The 18,695-nt window shown below is 39.9% G+C and carries 13 protein-coding genes and 1 pseudogene; 9 read left to right on the plus strand and 5 right to left on the minus strand.

Going from position 1 to position 18,695, the window contains the following annotated elements:
• The first annotated feature begins 22 nt into the window (after positions 1 to 22).
• Positions 23 to 679, plus strand: a complete 657-nt coding sequence (locus JMW61_RS09615) for a D-alanyl-D-alanine carboxypeptidase family protein (protein ID WP_201550845.1) — start codon at positions 23 to 25, stop codon at positions 677 to 679.
• A 270-nt stretch (positions 680 to 949) separates the two neighbouring features.
• On the opposite strand, the gene JMW61_RS09620 is transcribed toward JMW61_RS09615, so the two are convergent.
• The gene (locus tag JMW61_RS09620) at positions 950 to 1,720 is read right to left on the minus strand and encodes an IclR family transcriptional regulator (protein ID WP_201550847.1); all 771 of its coding nucleotides are present in this window, start codon (positions 1,718 to 1,720) and stop codon (positions 950 to 952) included.
• A gap of 182 nt (positions 1,721 to 1,902) precedes the next feature.
• Here JMW61_RS09620 and JMW61_RS09625 point away from each other — a divergent pair, with 182 nt between their 5' ends.
• The 3 genes from JMW61_RS09625 (at position 1,903) to JMW61_RS09635 (ending at position 6,112) form a co-directional block, all read left to right on the plus strand.
• Positions 1,903 to 3,294, plus strand: a complete 1,392-nt coding sequence (locus JMW61_RS09625) for a GntP family permease (protein ID WP_201550849.1) — start codon at positions 1,903 to 1,905, stop codon at positions 3,292 to 3,294.
• A gap of 71 nt (positions 3,295 to 3,365) precedes the next feature.
• On the plus strand, positions 3,366 to 4,556 hold the full coding sequence (locus JMW61_RS09630; protein ID WP_201550851.1) for an iron-containing alcohol dehydrogenase: 1,191 nt from the start codon (positions 3,366 to 3,368) through the stop codon (positions 4,554 to 4,556).
• A gap of 59 nt (positions 4,557 to 4,615) precedes the next feature.
• Entirely contained in the window at positions 4,616 to 6,112 is a 1,497-nt protein-coding gene (locus JMW61_RS09635; protein WP_201550854.1) for a CoA-acylating methylmalonate-semialdehyde dehydrogenase, read from the plus strand.
• A 334-nt stretch (positions 6,113 to 6,446) separates the two neighbouring features.
• On the opposite strand, the gene JMW61_RS09640 is transcribed toward JMW61_RS09635, so the two are convergent.
• The gene (locus tag JMW61_RS09640) at positions 6,447 to 7,352 is read right to left on the minus strand and encodes a LysR family transcriptional regulator (RefSeq protein ID WP_201550856.1); all 906 of its coding nucleotides are present in this window, start codon (positions 7,350 to 7,352) and stop codon (positions 6,447 to 6,449) included.
• Positions 7,353 to 7,604: 252 nt separating this feature from the next.
• Here JMW61_RS09640 and JMW61_RS09645 point away from each other — a divergent pair, with 252 nt between their 5' ends.
• The 3 genes from JMW61_RS09645 to JMW61_RS09655 all read left to right on the plus strand — a co-directional run bounded on the left by JMW61_RS09645 (position 7,605) and on the right by JMW61_RS09655 (position 13,090).
• Positions 7,605 to 9,308 (plus strand): L-lactate permease, encoded by a 1,704-nt coding sequence (locus tag JMW61_RS09645; RefSeq protein WP_227687436.1) that lies wholly within the window; start codon positions 7,605 to 7,607, stop codon positions 9,306 to 9,308.
• 35 nt (positions 9,309 to 9,343) lie between these two features.
• A complete protein-coding gene (dld, locus tag JMW61_RS09650) occupies positions 9,344 to 11,095 on the plus strand; it encodes a D-lactate dehydrogenase (RefSeq protein ID WP_201550860.1) in 1,752 nt (583 codons plus the stop codon).
• A gap of 312 nt (positions 11,096 to 11,407) precedes the next feature.
• Positions 11,408 to 13,090, plus strand: coding sequence for an NAD-dependent malic enzyme (locus JMW61_RS09655; RefSeq protein WP_197101272.1), 1,683 nt, complete (start codon positions 11,408 to 11,410; stop codon positions 13,088 to 13,090).
• A 253-nt stretch (positions 13,091 to 13,343) separates the two neighbouring features.
• Here the strand turns inward: JMW61_RS09655 and JMW61_RS09660 are convergent, their stop codons facing one another.
• The 3 genes from JMW61_RS09660 to JMW61_RS09670 all read right to left on the minus strand — a co-directional run bounded on the left by JMW61_RS09660 (position 13,344) and on the right by JMW61_RS09670 (position 17,139).
• Entirely contained in the window at positions 13,344 to 14,747 is a 1,404-nt protein-coding gene (locus tag JMW61_RS09660; protein WP_197217557.1) for a YjiH family protein, read from the minus strand.
• A 99-nt stretch (positions 14,748 to 14,846) separates the two neighbouring features.
• Entirely contained in the window at positions 14,847 to 15,806 is a 960-nt protein-coding gene (locus tag JMW61_RS09665; RefSeq protein WP_197217554.1) for an arginase, read from the minus strand.
• A 232-nt stretch (positions 15,807 to 16,038) separates the two neighbouring features.
• Positions 16,039 to 17,139 (minus strand): ornithine cyclodeaminase, encoded by a 1,101-nt coding sequence (locus JMW61_RS09670; RefSeq protein WP_197217552.1) that lies wholly within the window; start codon positions 17,137 to 17,139, stop codon positions 16,039 to 16,041.
• Positions 17,140 to 17,307: 168 nt separating this feature from the next.
• Here JMW61_RS09670 and JMW61_RS09675 point away from each other — a divergent pair, with 168 nt between their 5' ends.
• Positions 17,308 to 17,739, plus strand: coding sequence for an Lrp/AsnC family transcriptional regulator (locus JMW61_RS09675; protein ID WP_110923720.1), 432 nt, complete (start codon positions 17,308 to 17,310; stop codon positions 17,737 to 17,739).
• 70 nt (positions 17,740 to 17,809) lie between these two features.
• Positions 17,810 to 17,980 (plus strand): annotated as a pseudogene (locus tag JMW61_RS14240) (IS1595 family transposase); the annotation flags it as partial.
• Positions 17,981 to 18,695 lie beyond the last annotated feature (715 nt).

Consider the following 18,695-nt stretch of genomic DNA (forward strand, 5'->3'; position numbering starts at 1 on the left):
CAACAATATAGGAGGCACTGCCATGGATAATTTTGTTACTGACGCCGCCATATTGGTTGAGAGTTTTAAATTAAGAAATAATGAGATAACCGATCAGCGTCTTATCATAGAAAACAAGGCAGTAATACCAAAAATGATGGCATCATTGGCTAAATTAATGACGGTTATATTGGTCTGGGATAAAGTGATGGAGAATAAGATTGATTCTGTCACGACTACGGTAGAGATGCCGGTTAGCTTATTAAAGGGTAGTAGTGAGTACTATCAGTTTTATCAAAAAGGCGAACAAATACCGTTAATAGTACTTATTGAGTCTGCTTTAATCGCTAGCTCTAATGAAGCAGCATTTGCCTTAGCCTGTTGGCACTCTGGTACTGAGCAGACTTTCGTCACACAAATGGTTCGTCAGTCATATTTTCTTGGTTTAAAAGGCAGTCATTGGACCAGTTGTTCAGGTCTTGACAGAAAGGCTTATACGACGGCTCAAGACATGAGTAAGCTTGCCAAAGTATTTATCAGCCAGTATGGGGCAATAGCTGCTTTTTGTTCGTTGAAATATTTTGAATTCAATGGCAAAAGAGTGCTCAATACTAATAAGCTTATGCGTTCTCATCCTCATATTCTAGGATTAAAGACAGGTAACTTGGTCGGTATAGGCTCTAACTTAATCAACTATTAGATGGATGATAATGTGCATTATCTAAGTATTGTGTTAGAGGCTGAGAGTCGAGAGGTATGCTATGGGCTGTCTGAGAAAATCATGAATCAATGTGTGTAATCTACGTTATAAACGCTAAATTAATAAAGGTTAATTAATAAACTTGTTGTGGTTTCTCTAGCATAATATTTCACCTTGTACTCGAGAAAGTGTCTCCCAGATACTTCCTCTTTTTCCTATTTATTATGCCTATCAGTGTCAATAGGATATTAAGCTCACTTGTTCATAAGCTTATTTATAATCCTGATTAAAAGTCACTGCTAGCTCCAAAGCGGCCTCACGCATCAGAGGTACGTACTCCAGCAATTCTTCCAAAGTTTTTCTTACTGTCGGGCCGTGGGTAAATACTGTCGCAAACGCTTTATTTTCATCATTAGGAATGAGTACAGCACAGGCGACCATGCCTGGAATAAACTCTTCATTATCTATGCCTATTCTAGTATCTCGAGTCTCAGCAATGGTCTGCATCAAACGTTTTTTATCCGTCTGAGTATTGGTGGTTAATGCATGTATAGAAATTTTATCGATGATACGTTCGCATTTTGCATTGGATAGCTGTGATAGGAATAATTTACCACTAGCACTTGCCCAAATGGGCACATGAGTCCCAACGGGTAGGTATATTTGAAGTGGCCAATCAGACAAAACCCTATCGATATAGACAACATCTAGGTCTTGCATAATGGCAATACCGACAGTTTCCCCTATTTGTGATGATAGTTGCTGCAATATCGCAAGTCTTTCGATCTTGAAATGATTATTCTGCAACAAATCCATCGCGAGCTTATAGGTTCTTTTTCCAGACGTTACCTTTCCGGGTAAGTCGAGTTGTACGAACCCAATATTTTGTAGTTGATCTAATAATCTATACATACTAGGTATAGGCACATCCAATGTGTCCGCTAAGTCGCTCACACTCATCGGTCTTTGCGATCTTGCTAGAATTTCTACAATCTGCAAAACCCGCTCAACACTAGAGCCCTTCTTTTTAGTATTAACCATGGCTTTGTAGCCTCCTAACCAGATGACATTAAATCTCTCTAGGCATTATAACGATAATATTTGTCCGTTTGAGGCTTGTTATTATAAAAATATTCTGTTATTTTCTTAAAACGATAAATTTTCTATCGTTATGTGATTTTTTAACAAATGGATTTGATGTAGTTATCGCACAAGGAGTGCACATGATAAGTTTATTCCCCATTTTGCTGTCGCTAGGGTTGCTGATGTATTTGGCTTACCGTGGTCATAGCGTCATTTTGTTAGCCCCGTTATTAGCAATGCTGGCTGTGCTGTTGAGTGGTGAGGCCAGTACGATGCTAGGCGTCTATACCCAAGTATTTATGAAAGGGTTGGGCGGATATATCATCAGTTTTTTCCCGCTTTTTCTATTAGGGGCTATATTCGGTAAATTGATGGATGATTCAGGATCGGCATTGAGCATATCCGAATCATTGGTTGCCAAACTTGGCAAAAAACAAGCGGTTCTGTCTATTGTCATGGCTTGTGCCATTTTGACGTACGGTGGGGTGTCGTTGTTTGTAGTAGGTTTTGCGGTATACCCAATCGCTGCTGCTCTATTTCGTGAATTAAATATTCCAAAAAGATTGATTCCTGGTGCAATCGCGCTAGGTGCTTTGACTTTTACGATGACGGCGTTACCAGGTACACCTGCCATTCAAAACGCTATTCCCATGCCATTTTTCAAAACGGATTCTTTTGCAGCCCCTGGTCTTGGTGCTATCGCGGGCTTGATTATGCTAGTAGGTGGCATGGTTTGGCTTAATTATCGTGCTAAAAAAGCTTTCAATGCAGGGGAGGGTTATGGTGAGCACCATAACGATAAGTTAGTTGTCACCGATCGTAGCGCTAAGCCTTCATTACTGGTGGCATTGTTACCCATTATCTTAGTTATATTGATTAACTTTATTTGTACGAAATGGCTATTACCTAGCATGGATAACAGCTATTTGGCGAGTGAAGCGTTCGGTGCTGTGCCACTGGCTAAAGTACTCGGTATTTGGGCTATCGTCATTGCTTTAGTTGTATCTTGTGGGTCGATGATTCTGCTGAATTGGAAACGTTGGAAAAACTTAAAAGAATCTCTTAGCGAAGGTGCGCTTGGTTCACTGCTGCCTATCTTTAATACAGCCTCTGAAGTTGGTTATGGATCGGTAATCGCTACTTTGACAGGATTTATCATTGTAAAAGAATTTTTATTAGGCTTATCTCCAGGCAATCCACTGATTTCAGAAGCTGTGTTCGTCAATGTGATGGCAGGTATTACTGGCTCTGCATCAGGTGGACTAAGTATCGCCCTCAATACTATGGGAGACAATTATCTTCAATTGGCTTCTCAATTTGGCATCAATCCCGAGTTAATGCATCGCGTAGCGTCTATCGCATCAGGTGGTTTGGATGCGCTTCCTCATAATGGCGCAGTGATAACGTTATTGGTAATTTGTCAGCTCACGCACAAAGAATCTTATAAAGATATTTTTGTGGTGGCTGTTGCCGTACCTGTGCTAGCACTTATAGCTGTCATAACTTTAGGCACGTTAATGGGTTCTTTTTAGCACAGGATTAAACACAAAATATTAAACACACAGTATGAAAAACATCGTGATCAACACAAGGATAGGTAAATATGTCACATAGTATTCTTCTCCCAAGAATAATGGAGGTCGGGCGTGATGCGTGTCAAAAGCTACCGACAATATTAGATAGCTTGGGTATAAAAAAGCCACTCATTATCACAGATGAAATGATGGTGAAACTCGGCTATGTAAAGAAACTACAAGCCATTTTGAAAGAGGTTGATATCACGGCTGATGTATTCTCGGATACTATGCCAGAACCAACTGAAAGCTCTATTGAGTCAGGTGTGCAGCAAGTACGACATCAAGAATATGATGGGTTAATTGCTTTGGGCGGCGGCAGTCCTATAGATAGTGCAAAAGCCATTTCGATTTTGGGTAAATTTGGTGGTGTCATTAATGACTACAAATTTCCTCGTCAAGTGAAGGAAGCTGGCTTGCCTATTGTTGCCATTCCTACTACCGCAGGAACAGGGTCAGAGGTTACCAAGTTTACTATCATCACTGATGAGGCCAATAACGAAAAGTTATTGTGTGTCGGTATGGGGTTCATGCCAGTCGCAGCGATTATTGACTATAGTCTCACGATGACCGTCCCCCCTCGCACTACTGCCGATACGGGCATTGATGCGATGACACATGCTATCGAGGCTTATGTTAGTCAAAAACGTAATGCTTATAGTGACCAGCAAGCTTTAGCGGCATTACGTTTGATTGGACCCAATTTACAAAAAGCCTATCACGATGGTAAGGACGAAACGGCACGTGAAGCGATGATGTTGGGCTCTACGTTAGCGGGCATTGCATTTAACAACTCATCAGTGGCCTTAGTACATGGCATGAGTCGGCCAATTGGCGCGTTCTTTCATGTACCACACGGTTTATCAAATGCGATGTTATTACCAACGATTACTGAGTTTGGTATATCAAGTACTCCAGATCGCTATGCAGACTGTGCCCGTGCACTAGGTGTTGCTGAACTCCACGATACAGACAACCAAGCAAATATAAAGCTGATTGCGTACTTAAAGGATTTGAATACCGAGCTTAAGGTGCCTACATTGGCGCAATTTGGGGTCCAAAAAACAGACTTTGATGAGCTAGTCAATACGATGTGTGACCAAGCGTTTGGCTCAGGCTCGCCTAACAACAATCCTCGGATACCTAGCTTAGAGGAAATGCTGCAACTTTATGCGTTGCTATGGACAGAAAGCGCATCGGATGGTGTTTTACCAAGCTAATAAACGGAAATTTTACTTTTAATCCACTTATCAACTCAATGCTATAAAAGGAATATATTATGCAAACTATCGGACATTTTATTAACGGTCATACGATTACTGAAGACGGTCAAACTCAGCCTATTTATAACCCTTCTACGGGTGAAGTGAGTAAGCAAGTTACGTTAGGTGGTGCTAAAACGATTGATGAAGCCGTCGTTGCAGCAAAGGCCGCTTTTCCAGCATGGCGTAAAACTCCACCGATGAAACGCGCTAGAGTCATGTTCAAATTCAAAGAATTATTAGAACAAAATGCTGATGAGATCTGTCGACTAATCGGTGAAGAGCATGGGAAAATTTCACATGATGCCGCTGGTGAGCTACAGCGCGGTATCGAGAATGTTGAATATGCTTGCGGTGCACCAGAGTTATTAAAAGGTGAGCACAGTCGTAATGCTGGCCCAGATATTGACTCTTGGAGTGAGTTTCATCCTCTAGGCGTAGTGGCTGGAATTACCCCATTTAACTTTCCTGTGATGGTTCCTCTTTGGATGTTCCCTATGGCTATCGTCTGCGGAAACACGTTTATTCTAAAGCCATCTGAACGTGATCCTAGTGCCGCCATGTTTATTGCAAAATTGATGAAAGAAGCAGGATTGCCTGATGGTGTGTTGAACGTGGTCAATGGTGGCAAAGAGGCCGTTGATGCGCTTTTGCATCATTCAGATGTTGAAGCCATAAGTTTCGTGGGCTCTACACCAATTGCAGAGTATATTTATACGACAGCCACGGCTCAAGGCAAAAGATGTCAAGCATTAGGCGGCGCAAAAAACCATGCAATCGTGATGCCAGATGCAGACTTAGACAATGTGGTTACTTCGCTACTAGGCGCTGCATTTGGTTCGTCAGGTGAGCGCTGTATGGCGCTATCTGTTGCGGTCGCAGTCGGTGATGATAAAGCTGATAAAATGGTTGAAGCCTTACAGCCAGCCATACAGCAGTTGAAATTAGGTGCTTATTCTGACAAAGAAAATGATTTTGGTCCTGTCATTACTGGTGCGCACAAATCTAAAATTTTAGAGCATATCAAAAGTGCTACTGACCAAGGAGCCAACGTCATAATTGATGGCTCTGGTGCAGCACCGACAGGTCATGAGCAAGGTTTCTTTGTGGGTCCAACTCTAATAGACAATGTGACAAAAGAGATGGACAGTTACGAAGCAGAGATTTTTGGACCAGTGCTTCAGGTGATGCGTGTGCAGACAATGGAAGAGGCGATACAGCTCATAAATGAACATGAATACGGCAATGGCACGTGTATCTATACCCGAGATGGGGAGGCGGCACGTTACTTCGTTGATAATATTCAGGTGGGTATGGTTGGCGTTAATATTCCATTACCAGTGCCTGTCGCTTCTCAAAGCTTTGGTGGTTGGAAGCGCTCATTATTTGGAGATTTATTTATGTACGGCCCAGATGGCGTTAGATTTTTCACTCGCCGAAAAACGATTACTCAACGCTGGCCTAGCGCAGCAATACGAGAAGATAAGCAGTTTTCGATGCCAACTTTAGGTTAGCGTTTATAGCTTGTCTGTAGTACAAATAACACTCTCAACAAAAAAGCCACTTAATAGCTAAGTGGCTTTTTTGTGGTTTTTGGGCCATGGTAAGAGTAAGGCTCTAGTCTCGAAATAGATGTCGCTCTATAATTTTCCTAAGACAGCTGCGTAAAAGTTATGATGATTATGAAAGTATAGCGCTAAACCCTAAAGAAAGTATACGCCTAGTCGCTGACCTTGGAGATGCCAATTTTATGATACTGCAGGGCAGTAGCGATAGTTTGAACGTATCAACATATAATCAATGCTTTAATTTATCTTTGCTTATACACATGAAAAACAGGCTTATTATTTAGCAGTAATAAGCCTGTTTCTCATGTAATGACTCTCGCAGATGCTCAACAAGCAGTTTCAATTTTTGATCCGGTTGTTTTGCTTTAGGATAAACCGCATACATTCCCATTCTTTTTCGTGTAAAGCGTTGCAAAATCTGTGTGAGCGTATTTTGCTGCAGCTCCTTATAAACAAGTGCTTGTGGTAAAAAAGAGATACCTAAATCGCTAAGAGTCGCTTGTTTAATCGCATCAAGATGATTGCTATGAAACCGACCCTCTACAGCAAGCAATTGCTCTGTACCGTCTATATATAGTGGCCATACGTCATTAGCCGCATTATCAAACTTATAGACCAAGCATTTATGATCCTGTAATTGTTCAGGTGTCTGAGGTGTACCATGTTGCTCCAAATATTCCGGCGTCGTACATATCACCCACTGACTATCTATAAGGCGCCTTGCAATAAGTGATGAATCTTCAAGCTCGGCGGTTCTTATGGCCAGATCAAACCCTTCTTCTATCAAATCAACCAATCGATTGGTAATTTGTAAATCCACTGATATTTCTGGGTGTTGTTTACAGAATTCAGCAATAGATTCGCTCAATACTAGATTAGCAGAGACCACCGGTAGAGTGATACGTATGTTGCCCTTCATATCCTCACCGTAACCTGTTACGGCGTTTTCCGCTTCTTGAAAGGCAAATTTAGCAATTTTAGCTTTGTTATAAAGCGTTTTTCCTGCATCGGTTAAGCTCAATTTTCTGGTGGTTCTATAAAGTAGCTGTGCGTTTAGATTTTCTTCTAATCTTGCAATGCGTTTGCTTACGACTGAATTCGTCAATGACAGTTTTTCAGCGACCCGAGAGAATGATCCTTCATCAACTACTTGAACGAATAAAACCATATCATCAGCTTTGACCATACTTGTTCTCCAATTGGTGCAATATGTTTCGGATTATAGCAAAAAAAGAAAATAACATTGTCCTTTGATGCAATATATCAATGTATGGACAAGGCGTAGAATATTTTGGGGAATTTTGAACATTTAGTCGGTGCAATTATTAGAACTCATTGTGCATGACTGTTTAAAATTTTCTAATCATCATTAAGTCATAAAAATAAATATTTAGATGACTTTGTTCAAGGAAGATTACACGATAAAAAGGATATGATTTTGAATCAAACAATATATGGGCTGCTGGCATTACTACCAATCATTCTCTGTGGTGTTTTTCTGATAGGCTTGCAATGGTCAGCCAAAAAAACCATGCCAATTATTTTAGCCGTTACTGCCGCGCTTGCCCTCTTTGTATGGGATATGACGCTTAATCGCGTGTCCTCATCTATTATTCAGGGTTTGGTTATTACCGTTTCAGTATTGTGGATCGTATTCGGTGCTATTTTTTTACTGAATACGTTGAAGCATACCGGTGCTATCGCCGTTATCCGTGCTGGGTTTACCAATGTATCGCCAGATAGGCGAGTGCAAGCCATTATTATTGCATGGTGCTTTGGCTGCTTTCTTGAGGGGGCTGCTGGCTTTGGTACAGCTGCCGCTATTGCAGCACCTTTACTCGTCGCGATAGGGTTTCCAGCGTTGGGTGCGGTGTTAATGGGAATGATGATACAAAGTACGCCGGTATCGTTTGGTGCGGTTGGTACGCCTATCGTTATTGGAGTAAACAAGGGGTTAGATACAGTAGCCATTAGCGCCCAACTGGCACAACAAGGACTAGAGTGGGGTGACTTTTTACAACTGATTACCAGCCAAGTCGCTATTATGCACGGTGTCATTGGTACATTTATGCCACTTTTTATGGTGATGATGCTTACGCGCTTTTTTGGAAAAAACAAAAGCTGGAAAGAAGGCTTCGAAATCTGGCCATTTGCTATATTCGCTGGCTTGGCATTTACGATTCCTTATACCCTAACAGGTGTCTTCTTAGGGCCCGAGTTTCCGTCACTTGTCGGTGGTTTGGTCAGTATTTCTATCGTTGTTAATGCTGCAAAACGTGGCTTTTTAGTACCAAAAACCACATGGGATTTTGAACCGAAAAAAAGCTGGCCAAATGAATGGCTTGGTAAGTTAGTGGTCAGTAAGGAAGACTTGACACCGAGTTCAAATGGTAAAAAGATGTCCGTGGTTATGGCATGGTTTCCTTATTTACTGGTTGCCCTCTTACTGGTGTGTTCAAGAGTATTAACAGGTTTTCAGTCTTTGCTTAACAGCGCAACAGTAGACCTAACCTCGATTTTAAGTGAGGCAGATATCAGTGCTAGTTTTAGCCCTTTATACTTACCAGGCGGCTTGTTATTAATCAGCGCCTTGGTTGCTGCAGCTTTTCAAACCAAAAAACCAGGCAGTGCACTAAGCAGTGCATTCAAAGAGTCAGGTAAAACTGTACTAGGGGCTGGATTTGTCCTTATTTTCACGATTCCAATGGTTAGGATTTTTATTAATTCAGGTGTAAACTTATCAGATGTGGCGAGTATGCCAGTCGCTAGTGCAGAGTTATTTGCGGGTACTTTTGGCAGTGCTTTTCCATTGATCAGTGCAACCATTGGAGCGTTAGGTGCCTTTATCGCGGGCTCTAATACCGTATCTAATATGATGTTCAGTCAATTCCAATATGAAGCCGCCATGAGCTTACATATTTCACCTTCATTGATCATCGCAGCTCAAGCAGTTGGTGCCGCAGCCGGTAATATGATTGCCATACATAATGTGGTGGCTGCATCAGCAACGGTGGGTCTACTCGGTATGGAAGGTGCCACACTTAGGCGTACTATTTTACCTACCATCTATTATGTGTTGTTCTGTGGCATCATCGTCATGGCTGCCATTTACCTCTTTGGTTTTCAAGGGCCTTTAGCATAATGAGTGACACACAATCACAAGTTAAGGAGCATCATATGGCTTCATCAAACCTTTTCTCATCAAATATAACGTATCCGGACACACTCCGTCCTGATCTAGTGTTAGAGAAGCTAACGCATTTACTGGGAGCCAGCAATGTACAGGCTGATCCAGAGAAAAACGAGCACTATAGAATGGGGTGGCGCTCTGGTGGCGGCAATGCGTTGGCTGTTTTGTTTCCGCAAACACTGCTGGAGATTTGGCGCAGCTTAGAAGTGTGTGTGGAAGGCGACTGCATTATTATCATGCAAGCGGCAAAAACAGGTCTGACTGAAGGCTCAACCCCGAGCGGTAATGACTACGATAGACCAGTTGTCGTAATTAATACCCTTGCAATGAACCAGTTGTATTTGGTGAATGACAATGAGCAAGTGATTAGCTTGCCTGGGGCGACATTACATCAGTTGCAAAGTCAGCTTAATACCGTAAATAGGGCGCCTCACTCCGTCATCGGGTCCTCGACATTAGGTGCGTCTATTATTGGTGGTATTTCTAACAACTCCGGCGGTGCGCTGGTTAAAAGAGGCCCTGCCTATACCGAGCTTGCACTGTTTGCCCAAATAAACCAACACGGTCAACTGGTGCTAGTCAATCATCTAGACGTAGAATTGGGCGACACTCCGGAAGAAATACTCACTAATTTACAAACAGGTAATTTTGATAAAAGAGAACTGCCTGACACTGGCAAGCTAGCATCTGACAAAGAGTACATCGCTAGAGTAAAAGATGTTGATGCAAGCACACCAAGCCGCTTTAATGCGGATAAGCGAAGACTGTATGAAGCCAGTGGCTGCGCTGGCAAGCTTGCCGTGTTTGCAGTACGTCTTGACACTTATCCAATAGCGGCAAAAGAGAAAACCTTTTATATAGGCACCAACAGTGTGGGTGAGCTTGCACAGTTGCGACGGCAGATACTATCAAACTTCAAAAATATTCCTGAAGTTGGTGAGTATATGCACCGTGATATATTTGATGTATCTGCTAAGTATGGCAAGGACACATTCCTGAGTATTAAGCATCTCGGTACAAATGCCTTACCTAGATTGTTTTCTATCAAAGGCGCTATGGATGCAAAGTTCCATAAATGGTCATGGATGCCAAAGCATTTTACTGACAAAGTCATGCAGTTCATCGCCAATATATTTCCAAAGCATCTACCGAAGCGCATGATTGAGTATCGCGATCAATATGAACATCATCTCATCATAAAAATGAGTGATGAGGGTATAGCAGAGGCTCAAGACTTTCTGAAGACGTTCTTTGCTGCGTCAGACACAGGTAACTATTTTGAATGTAGTCAGGAAGAGTCAGAAAGCGCGCTTTTAAATCGTTTTGCCGCAGCTGGTGCCGCATTACGCTATGAAGTCATGCATGAAAAAGAAGTCGGCGATATATTGGCATTAGATATTGCCATACCACGTAACGAATTAGAATGGCTTGAAACCCTACCTGAAGAAATTGAAAAGCACTTAGAGATGAAGCTGTATTACGGGCACTTCTTTTGTTATGTGTTTCATCAAGACTATATTTTGAAGAAGGGCAGTGATGCACACCTTGTTAAAAAGATGATGTTAGCGCTATTGAGCGCCCGCGGGGCAAAATATCCTGCTGAGCATAATGTAGGGCATCTATACGAAGCAGAACCTGATTTGCAAAACTTCTATAAAAGTCTAGACCCAACCAATACCTTTAATCCGGGTATTGGCAAAATGTCGAAAACCAAACGTAACTGCTCGTGTTGTTTATAAGCGACACCTAGAACTGGTATTGGCCTGATTATTTATGAGTGGTTAAGTAGTTAAGCCACTAAGTGGCTAAATAGTTCAGTGTTTGTCTATTATAAATGTTCAATACGCACTAGGAAGCACTGCCGATGGGTAGTGCTTTTTTATTATTTCTCGGTAAATGTATCAGTGTTATCAAGCTTAGAGCCACACTTATTCAAAATGATTTTGTTATCTATTGTTAAATACCAGTCGATGCTATGTATAATGCAGCACTAGCATAGCTTTCACTCAGTATGGCTTTCACTCATATGCCTTTAATAAGAAGATTACATTATGTCAAACAAGCGTCCTTTATATATTCCCGTTGCTGGCCCCGCTCTTTTAGAAACTCCTTTACTGAATAAAGGTAGTGCTTTTTCATCAGAAGAACGTAGTAGCTTTAATTTAACGGGATTATTACCTCATAATATTGAAACGATTGAGGAGCAATCATTACGTGCTTATCATCAACTGAGCTCATTCACTGACGCTATGGATAAGCATATTTACTTGCGTAATATACAAGATACCAATGAAACCTTATTTCATCATCTCATTGAGCAGCATATCGAGGAAGTCATGCCGCTCATTTATACCCCAACCGTTGGTCAGGCGTGTGAAAAATTCTCGCAAATTTATCGTCGTAAACGGGGTTTGTTTATCTCATATCCTGAACGTCACAAAATCGACGATATGCTACAAAATGCCACCAAACAAAATGTCAAAGTGATCGTTGTTACTGACGGTGAACGTATATTGGGCCTAGGGGATCAAGGTATTGGGGGCATGGGAATTCCAATCGGTAAGTTGTCTTTATACACGGCTTGTGGTGGTATTAGCCCAGCTTACTGTCTACCTATTTTGCTGGATGTCGGTACCAATAACCAACAGTTGCTTGACGATCCTATGTATATGGGCTGGAGAAATCCGCGCATCTCTGGCGATGAATATAATGAATTTGTGGACTTATTTATTCAAGCCGTTAAGCGCCGTTGGCCAGAAGTGTTATTGCAATTTGAAGATTTTGCTCAGGAAAACGCGACCCCGTTATTGAATAAATATCGTGATCAGCTATGCTGCTTTAATGATGATATTCAAGGGACTGCTGCGGTATCGGTTGGTACTTTGATTGCAGCGTGTCTAAATAAAGGTCAAAAACTTAGCCAACAGAATATCGCATTTTTAGGCGCAGGATCTGCTGGTTGTGGTATTGCTGAGCATATTATTCGCCAAATGCAGCGCGAAGGGTTGACTGAAGAGCAAGCTCGTAGTCAAGTATTCATGGTTGATCGCTATGGTTTATTGACAGATGGTATGACAGAGCTACAAAAATTCCAAGAACCGTTAGTACAAAAAGAATCAGCTGTTGCAAGCTGGGATAAAAGTAAGAAACTCGGCTTAGCACAAGTGGTTAAACAAGCAAAAATTACCGTATTATTTGGTGTTAGCGGACAAAAAGGTCTGTTCACCCAAGAGGTGATCGAATCGCTATGTGCTAATACTGAACACCCAATTGTACTACCACTTTCAAATCCAACTTCTCGCGTTGAAGCGACGCCGCAAGAAGTCATGAATTGGAGTAAAGGTAAGGCAATTGTTGCGACAGGTAGTCCTTTTCCTCATACTACTTATAACGGTCAGTCTTTTGAGGTTTCTCAGTGTAATAACAGCTATATTTTCCCCGGTATTGGTCTGGGTGTTTTAGCAGCACGTGCGACGGGTATCAGCGATAATATGCTAACGGCGGCAAGCCAAGCCCTTGCAGATATATCAATGGAATATGAAAAAGCACCTGGTGCCATATTACCACCCATTAGAGTTATCAGAGAGATCAGTGAAAAAATAGCTTATGCAGTGGCATTGCAAGCGGCTCAAGATAAGTTGGCACTACCTATCACATCGGAGAACTTACAACGCCGGTTAAAAGCGAATTTTTGGTTACCTGAATACCGTAACTATCGTCGTACTTCTTTCTAGTTTTATAAATTAGATATAAAAAACCTTAATATTGGGCAAATTATCTAAGTACAATACTGAATAAAAAAGGGAGTTGATGAGCCTATTATGCTGGAGAAGGTAGCTGGCTTTGCAAAACAATTCTTGTCAGTAGCCTGATGTTAATAGCAAAAAACCACCTTAACAGGTGGTTTTTTTTGCTGATTTTTTCAGGATTGGTGAGTCTGGCTTTCAGAAAACCCTCTTGCAAAGCAAAAATTGCAATTTAATATTATTAGAAAATCATATGAGCACATAACGCAATAATCGGTAATGAGATAATGGTTCTTAATAGAAAGATTATCAATAACTGAAAAAAGCTCACTGGAATTTTTGTGCCTAGAATCAATCCACCCACTTCCGACATATAGATCAATTGAGAGACTGACAAGCAAGCGATGACAAACCGTGTTAACTCTGATTCTATTGAAGAACCGATAATAGCAGGTAAAAACATATCGGCAAAACCCACCATAATGGTTTTTGACATCTCTGCTGCAAAAGGTATATTCAATAATTCTAAGAATGGAATAAACGGCATACCTAAATAATCAAATACAGGGGTTTCTTCTGCAACGATTAAGCCCATCGTCCCGATTGCCATAACGACGGGTAATATTCCGATCCACATATCTAAAATATTCTTTAATCCATCATTTAAGAAAGTAGAAAAGCTTGGACTCTTTTCTGCTTTGTGAACCGCTTTATGTAAGCTGTGGGTAAATAACGTTTTTCCTTCAGGGATGGTTTCATGATCTCTATCACTATTTTCTACTACATACGTATCTTCAATTCTAGATAAAGGTAATAGTCTTGGTACGATTAACGCACAAACAATCCCGCATAAAGCAACCACCCCAATCATATTAAGAAAATAGCTTTCTAGTTTAACTTGAGAGATGACAACCAAACAGAATGTAATCGAAACTGCTGAAAAGCTGGTAGCAATAACGGCTGCTTCTTTTTTGGTATAAAATCCGCCTTCCAATTGTTTATCAGTTAATAACACGCCAATAGTGCCATCACCCAACCATGATGTCAGACAATCTACAGAGGACCTACCGGGCAAACCAAATAAAGGTCTCATTACTTTACTTAATAAAACACCAAAGAACTCTAATAAGCCAAAATCAAGTAGTAGTGGTAGCAATAATCCAGCTAAGAAAAACACGATAAAAAGTATTGGCATTAACTCATATAATATCAATCCACCGATACTATCTGAATATATTGCCTCAAACCCAAATTTAAAATAGGTAACGACAACAAAAAACGCACCAAGCATTCTAATGATAAGCCAAGGTGTTGTCACGTTCAGTAAGTTGTTTAAAAATGCATTATTTAGAATCAATGAAGGCTTCATGATTTTAGTATATAGCGTGCAACACAGTGTAATCATAATGGAGATTACAACAAGCAATGGTAAAACATCACCCATATAACCCTGTATATAATCCTTTAACACAGAGATAGGAATGGTAAATCCTTCTGCATATGATACAAACTTACCATCTACATAGGGGATTGGAAATACGAAAAGTAACAGACCTATTATAGAGGGTATAAAGAATTTTAAAAACTGTCTGGTACTGATACTGCTAACATCTTGACTTGAAGAACTAGATTTAATAATGTCCATATTATTGTTACTCGCAGTCCATTTTTTAACTAACCTAAATAAATATTTGCAATAAATACATTTAGGCTAGATGTTTTAACTCATTTTAAATATTTAATATTAGTAATTCTTTAAAAGGGACTGCGTCACTTTTTCTAAAATTTTAAATATTCTGTTTGAGTCATCTTTTGAATTGTTATACAAAGGATTGATTTCTGCCATTTCCCAACAGCATACTTTCTTATTTTTGATTAGCTCTATGTTAAGTTGCATTGCTTGTTCGTATGACAGACCATTCATTGCAGGCGTACCGGTTCCTGGCACATATAAAGGGTCAACGCTATCAACATCAAATGAGACATAAATGTGATCACAATATTCTAGCTTCTTAAAGATTTCCTCTACTGTAGAACTGATGCCTTTTTGAGTTATCTCAGCAACACTATATAAAGGGATTTTATGTCTTCTAATTAAATCCATTTCTTCTTCTTGATAGTCTCTAACGGCACAAAAGACCACGTTTTCTGGCTTGATTGAGGGTTCATCAGATGCCATGAATTTTAATTTTTCCCAATACTCTTTTTCTTTTTCAGAAAGCTCATTGCGCTGGCATTCTAGATTGTCAATGGCACACGCCATAGCCAAAGGCATGCCATGCATGTTTCCTGATCCACTGGTATAGGGCGAATGAAAGTCAGCGTGTGCGTCTATATAGACCACACCAATTTCAGCATCAGGATGCGCCATTTTTAGGCCGTGCATCGTTCCTGCGCAGCTAGAATGATCTCCAGCTAAGACAATGGGGAATTTATTCTCATTTCTTATATCTTTTATTTTATGTGCTAACTTAGAGATAATCGGTTCAATCACATCAGCATACTTTGCATGCGCAAATTGTGATTCCCCTTCATTATTACTATCATCCTCAATACTGTCGAATTGCAATTTTTCAAAATAATCTGCATTGAGTTCTTTTGATGACGCTTTTAATGCATCAATGCCTAGAGAAGCGCCTTTTTTATAGCCTGCAATATCTGAATAAACTTCTACTATTCTTATATTTTTCATTACATCAGTCATTATTTTGTCTCTATTAAATAAAATAATTTTTACATCATTTAAATTAAATTCATTTTTATATATGAAAGCTCTTGAAAATTAGCAGGTACATTTAAAAAATAAACATATCTATAACTGTTCAAGAGCCATACTAAATATAGAAAAAACTTAAAAAATAATGTTAGTTTTAAACACTACACAAAATAAGAGATACTTATCGTTTTGTAGTATTAATTACTGTTGCATTAATCACTTACGACATAGCCACAGATTCAGCTTCATTCGTCACTAGGCTATGATCTTTGCTATGGTCTTTCACTACCGAATATAAGTTTTTAGGGTCAGCTTGCTGAGGTATCAGATCTAAAATCTCATACCCGCCCTGCTTTTTGATCAAGTCGCGTAAAAAGACCAATGCCGTAAAGTCTTCTGAGGCAAAACCAACGCCATCAAATACGATGAGATCATCCGCTGAGGTTCGAGCCTGCACTTCACCTTTCAGGATGCGATGAAACTCAGTAACAGGGAAGTCGCTTGATAGATTTTGAATCTCTCCCTCAACGCGTGTCTGAGGCTCAAACTCTACAATCACATGATCTGCTCGCATCAATATATTGCTATCCAGTTCTGTTTTACCAGGACAATCACCGCCTATCGCATTGATATAAACACCTTTTGTGATTATATCGTCCCGTAAAATAGTGGCATTGGTTTTGTCAGCCGTACAGGTGGTAATGATCTCTGCACCTAAAACAGCTTCTTCTAACGTGCGACAAACAATGATTTTCAAACCTGAGTCTGCAAGATTATCAGCCGTTTTCTGTGATGCCGCTGGATCAATATCATACAAACGAACTTCTGAGATACCCATGATGGCTTTCATACCCAAGGCTTGAAACTCAGACTGAGCACCGTTTCCTATTAGCGCCAGTTTTGTAACGTCTTTTGGCGCACAATGTTTGGCCAACATAGCTGATGTGGCAGCCGTACGTAATGCCGTCAGGATACACATCTCTGTCAGTAAAATAGGATAGCCATTTTCGACATCAGACAAGATACCCATCGCCGCTACGGTCTGTAGATTTCGTGTGGTATTAATCGGATGACCATTGACATATTTGCAAGCAAACATCTCTCCATCGCTGACTGGCATCAACTCGATGACACCGTCTTTTGAATGCGAAGCAAAGCGAGAAGATTTTTCAAATTGATCCCAACGCAGATAATCTTGCTCTAAAGCATCCACTAGATCTGTAATGCATTGCTCAACGCCATAGTCATGAATCATTTTAGCCATCGCTTGTACACTAACGAATGGCACGCCTTCCTTGGGTGATACGATAAATTTAGACATTAATGCTGTTCCTTTTCATGAATATTGTTTGTTGAACCGACAATTAATATGCTACCAATTATAATTGTCAGTTAAAATGTCAATAACTTACTAAATATGGACGTATTTTTGACATATTGTTAAGTGCTACTTAGCATAATGTCAAAATTCAATGAAGGAAGCATTTTTATGGCGTATTACACTTATGACTCTTTAGATAGCGAACTGATATCTGAACTGCGACAAGATGGTCGTGCAACCATCTCAAACCTTGCTAAAAAACTCAAAGTTTCTCGTGCCACTGTCCAAAACAGATTGGACAGACTGATGCATAACGGCGCTATTTTAGGATTTACGATTCGAGTGCATGAAGCACTAGATAAAGAAACCGTCAAAGCGATGATGATGATTGAAGTGACCGGAAAATCTACGTCACAAGTGATTAGGAAGTTACGAGGTATACCGCAACTGATTAAGCTACATACGACCAATGGAGCATGGGATTTGGTTGGAGAGATACACACGACGAGCTTAAGAGAATTTGATGAAGTACTGCGTCAAGTAAGAGAAATTGATGGCATTCTTAATAGCGAAACAAGTGTTTTGCTTTCGAGTTTGTAAGGTAATTATATTCAGAAAAATATATTCAGCACTATTTAGAAAAATACGTTCAGCACTGTCGAAGAGGCCAAGCCAGAGACATATGCGTAAATATAATGGCATGCTAAAAGAGCATTTCTATCTATTTTTAAAGGAATGTGAATGGCGTTTTAACGACAGTAATCCAAAACGTCAATTACATCAGCCAAAACGATGGGTTAAAAAGGAACTGAATAATTTATCTAGGATAGCCCCTAGATAAATTTTTATTTGACGTGGACTGTATCTATTTTATATTTAACTAACTGTATATTGTGTTTTTCTAAATTTTAGACAATAAAAAACCCTCACAAGTCAATGACTGTAAGGGTTTGAATTTGGTGGGCCCAGTAGGACTTGAACCTACGACCAAAGGATTATGAGTCCTTGTTTTTACAACAACAATACACAATATATAGCGATAAATAGTTGTAATTTCCGGTTGTAAGTCAGTTGATATAAGGGTTTAGGTTGTAATATAAACATATCTGTCAACAAGTAGATATATCTATCAATAAATTCAGAGTATCAAAATAGTATCAAAATGAATAGTGTCAGAAGTTTTTGAAAAGTAAGGGTCTACAAATAAAACTTTTAAGTGATTAGCAATAAAGGATATATCTTCCGTTCAATGTATGAAAAAAGTCCACATGTAGTTGGACTTGCGAATTAAAGTCCCTCAAGTATTTTTACGGATTTTGGCAGGGGTCAGATCGACTTATCAACTTCCGCAGGAAAGGTTTGAATATTCAATTCACGAATAGCAGTAGCTCTATTTTCAAACCCCAATATTAAGCACATCATCTAAGCAAAATACCAATTAAAGAAAAGTTGCTAACACTATGCACAATATAGTTTTGGCAACCTTTTTTACTTCTATAAAAATCAGTCATATCGTATATGAATTTATGATATTGATATTCTTATAACCGCACTAA

It is taken from the genome of Psychrobacter fjordensis (assembly GCF_904845995.1).
Classification (GTDB): Bacteria; Pseudomonadota; Gammaproteobacteria; order Pseudomonadales; family Moraxellaceae; genus Psychrobacter; species Psychrobacter fjordensis.

Bases quoted from the DNA above. Each gene is read 5' to 3' on its own strand.
- JMW61_RS09615 (WP_201550845.1), top strand. From the start codon at position 23: ATGGATAATTTTGTTACTGACGCCGCCATATTGGTTGAGAGTTTTAAA.
- JMW61_RS09620 (WP_201550847.1), bottom strand. From the start codon at position 1,720: ATGGTTAATACTAAAAAGAAGGGCTCTAGTGTTGAGCGGGTTTTGCAG.
- JMW61_RS09625 (WP_201550849.1), top strand. From the start codon at position 1,903: ATGATAAGTTTATTCCCCATTTTGCTGTCGCTAGGGTTGCTGATGTAT.
- JMW61_RS09630 (WP_201550851.1), top strand. From the start codon at position 3,366: ATGTCACATAGTATTCTTCTCCCAAGAATAATGGAGGTCGGGCGTGAT.
- JMW61_RS09635 (WP_201550854.1), top strand. From the start codon at position 4,616: ATGCAAACTATCGGACATTTTATTAACGGTCATACGATTACTGAAGAC.
- JMW61_RS09640 (WP_201550856.1), bottom strand. From the start codon at position 7,352: ATGGTCAAAGCTGATGATATGGTTTTATTCGTTCAAGTAGTTGATGAA.
- dld (WP_201550860.1), top strand. From the start codon at position 9,344: ATGGCTTCATCAAACCTTTTCTCATCAAATATAACGTATCCGGACACA.
- JMW61_RS09655 (WP_197101272.1), top strand. From the start codon at position 11,408: ATGTCAAACAAGCGTCCTTTATATATTCCCGTTGCTGGCCCCGCTCTT.
- JMW61_RS09660 (WP_197217557.1), bottom strand. From the start codon at position 14,747: ATGGACATTATTAAATCTAGTTCTTCAAGTCAAGATGTTAGCAGTATC.
- JMW61_RS09665 (WP_197217554.1), bottom strand. From the start codon at position 15,806: ATGACTGATGTAATGAAAAATATAAGAATAGTAGAAGTTTATTCAGAT.
- JMW61_RS09670 (WP_197217552.1), bottom strand. From the start codon at position 17,139: ATGTCTAAATTTATCGTATCACCCAAGGAAGGCGTGCCATTCGTTAGT.
- JMW61_RS09675 (WP_110923720.1), top strand. From the start codon at position 17,308: ATGGCGTATTACACTTATGACTCTTTAGATAGCGAACTGATATCTGAA.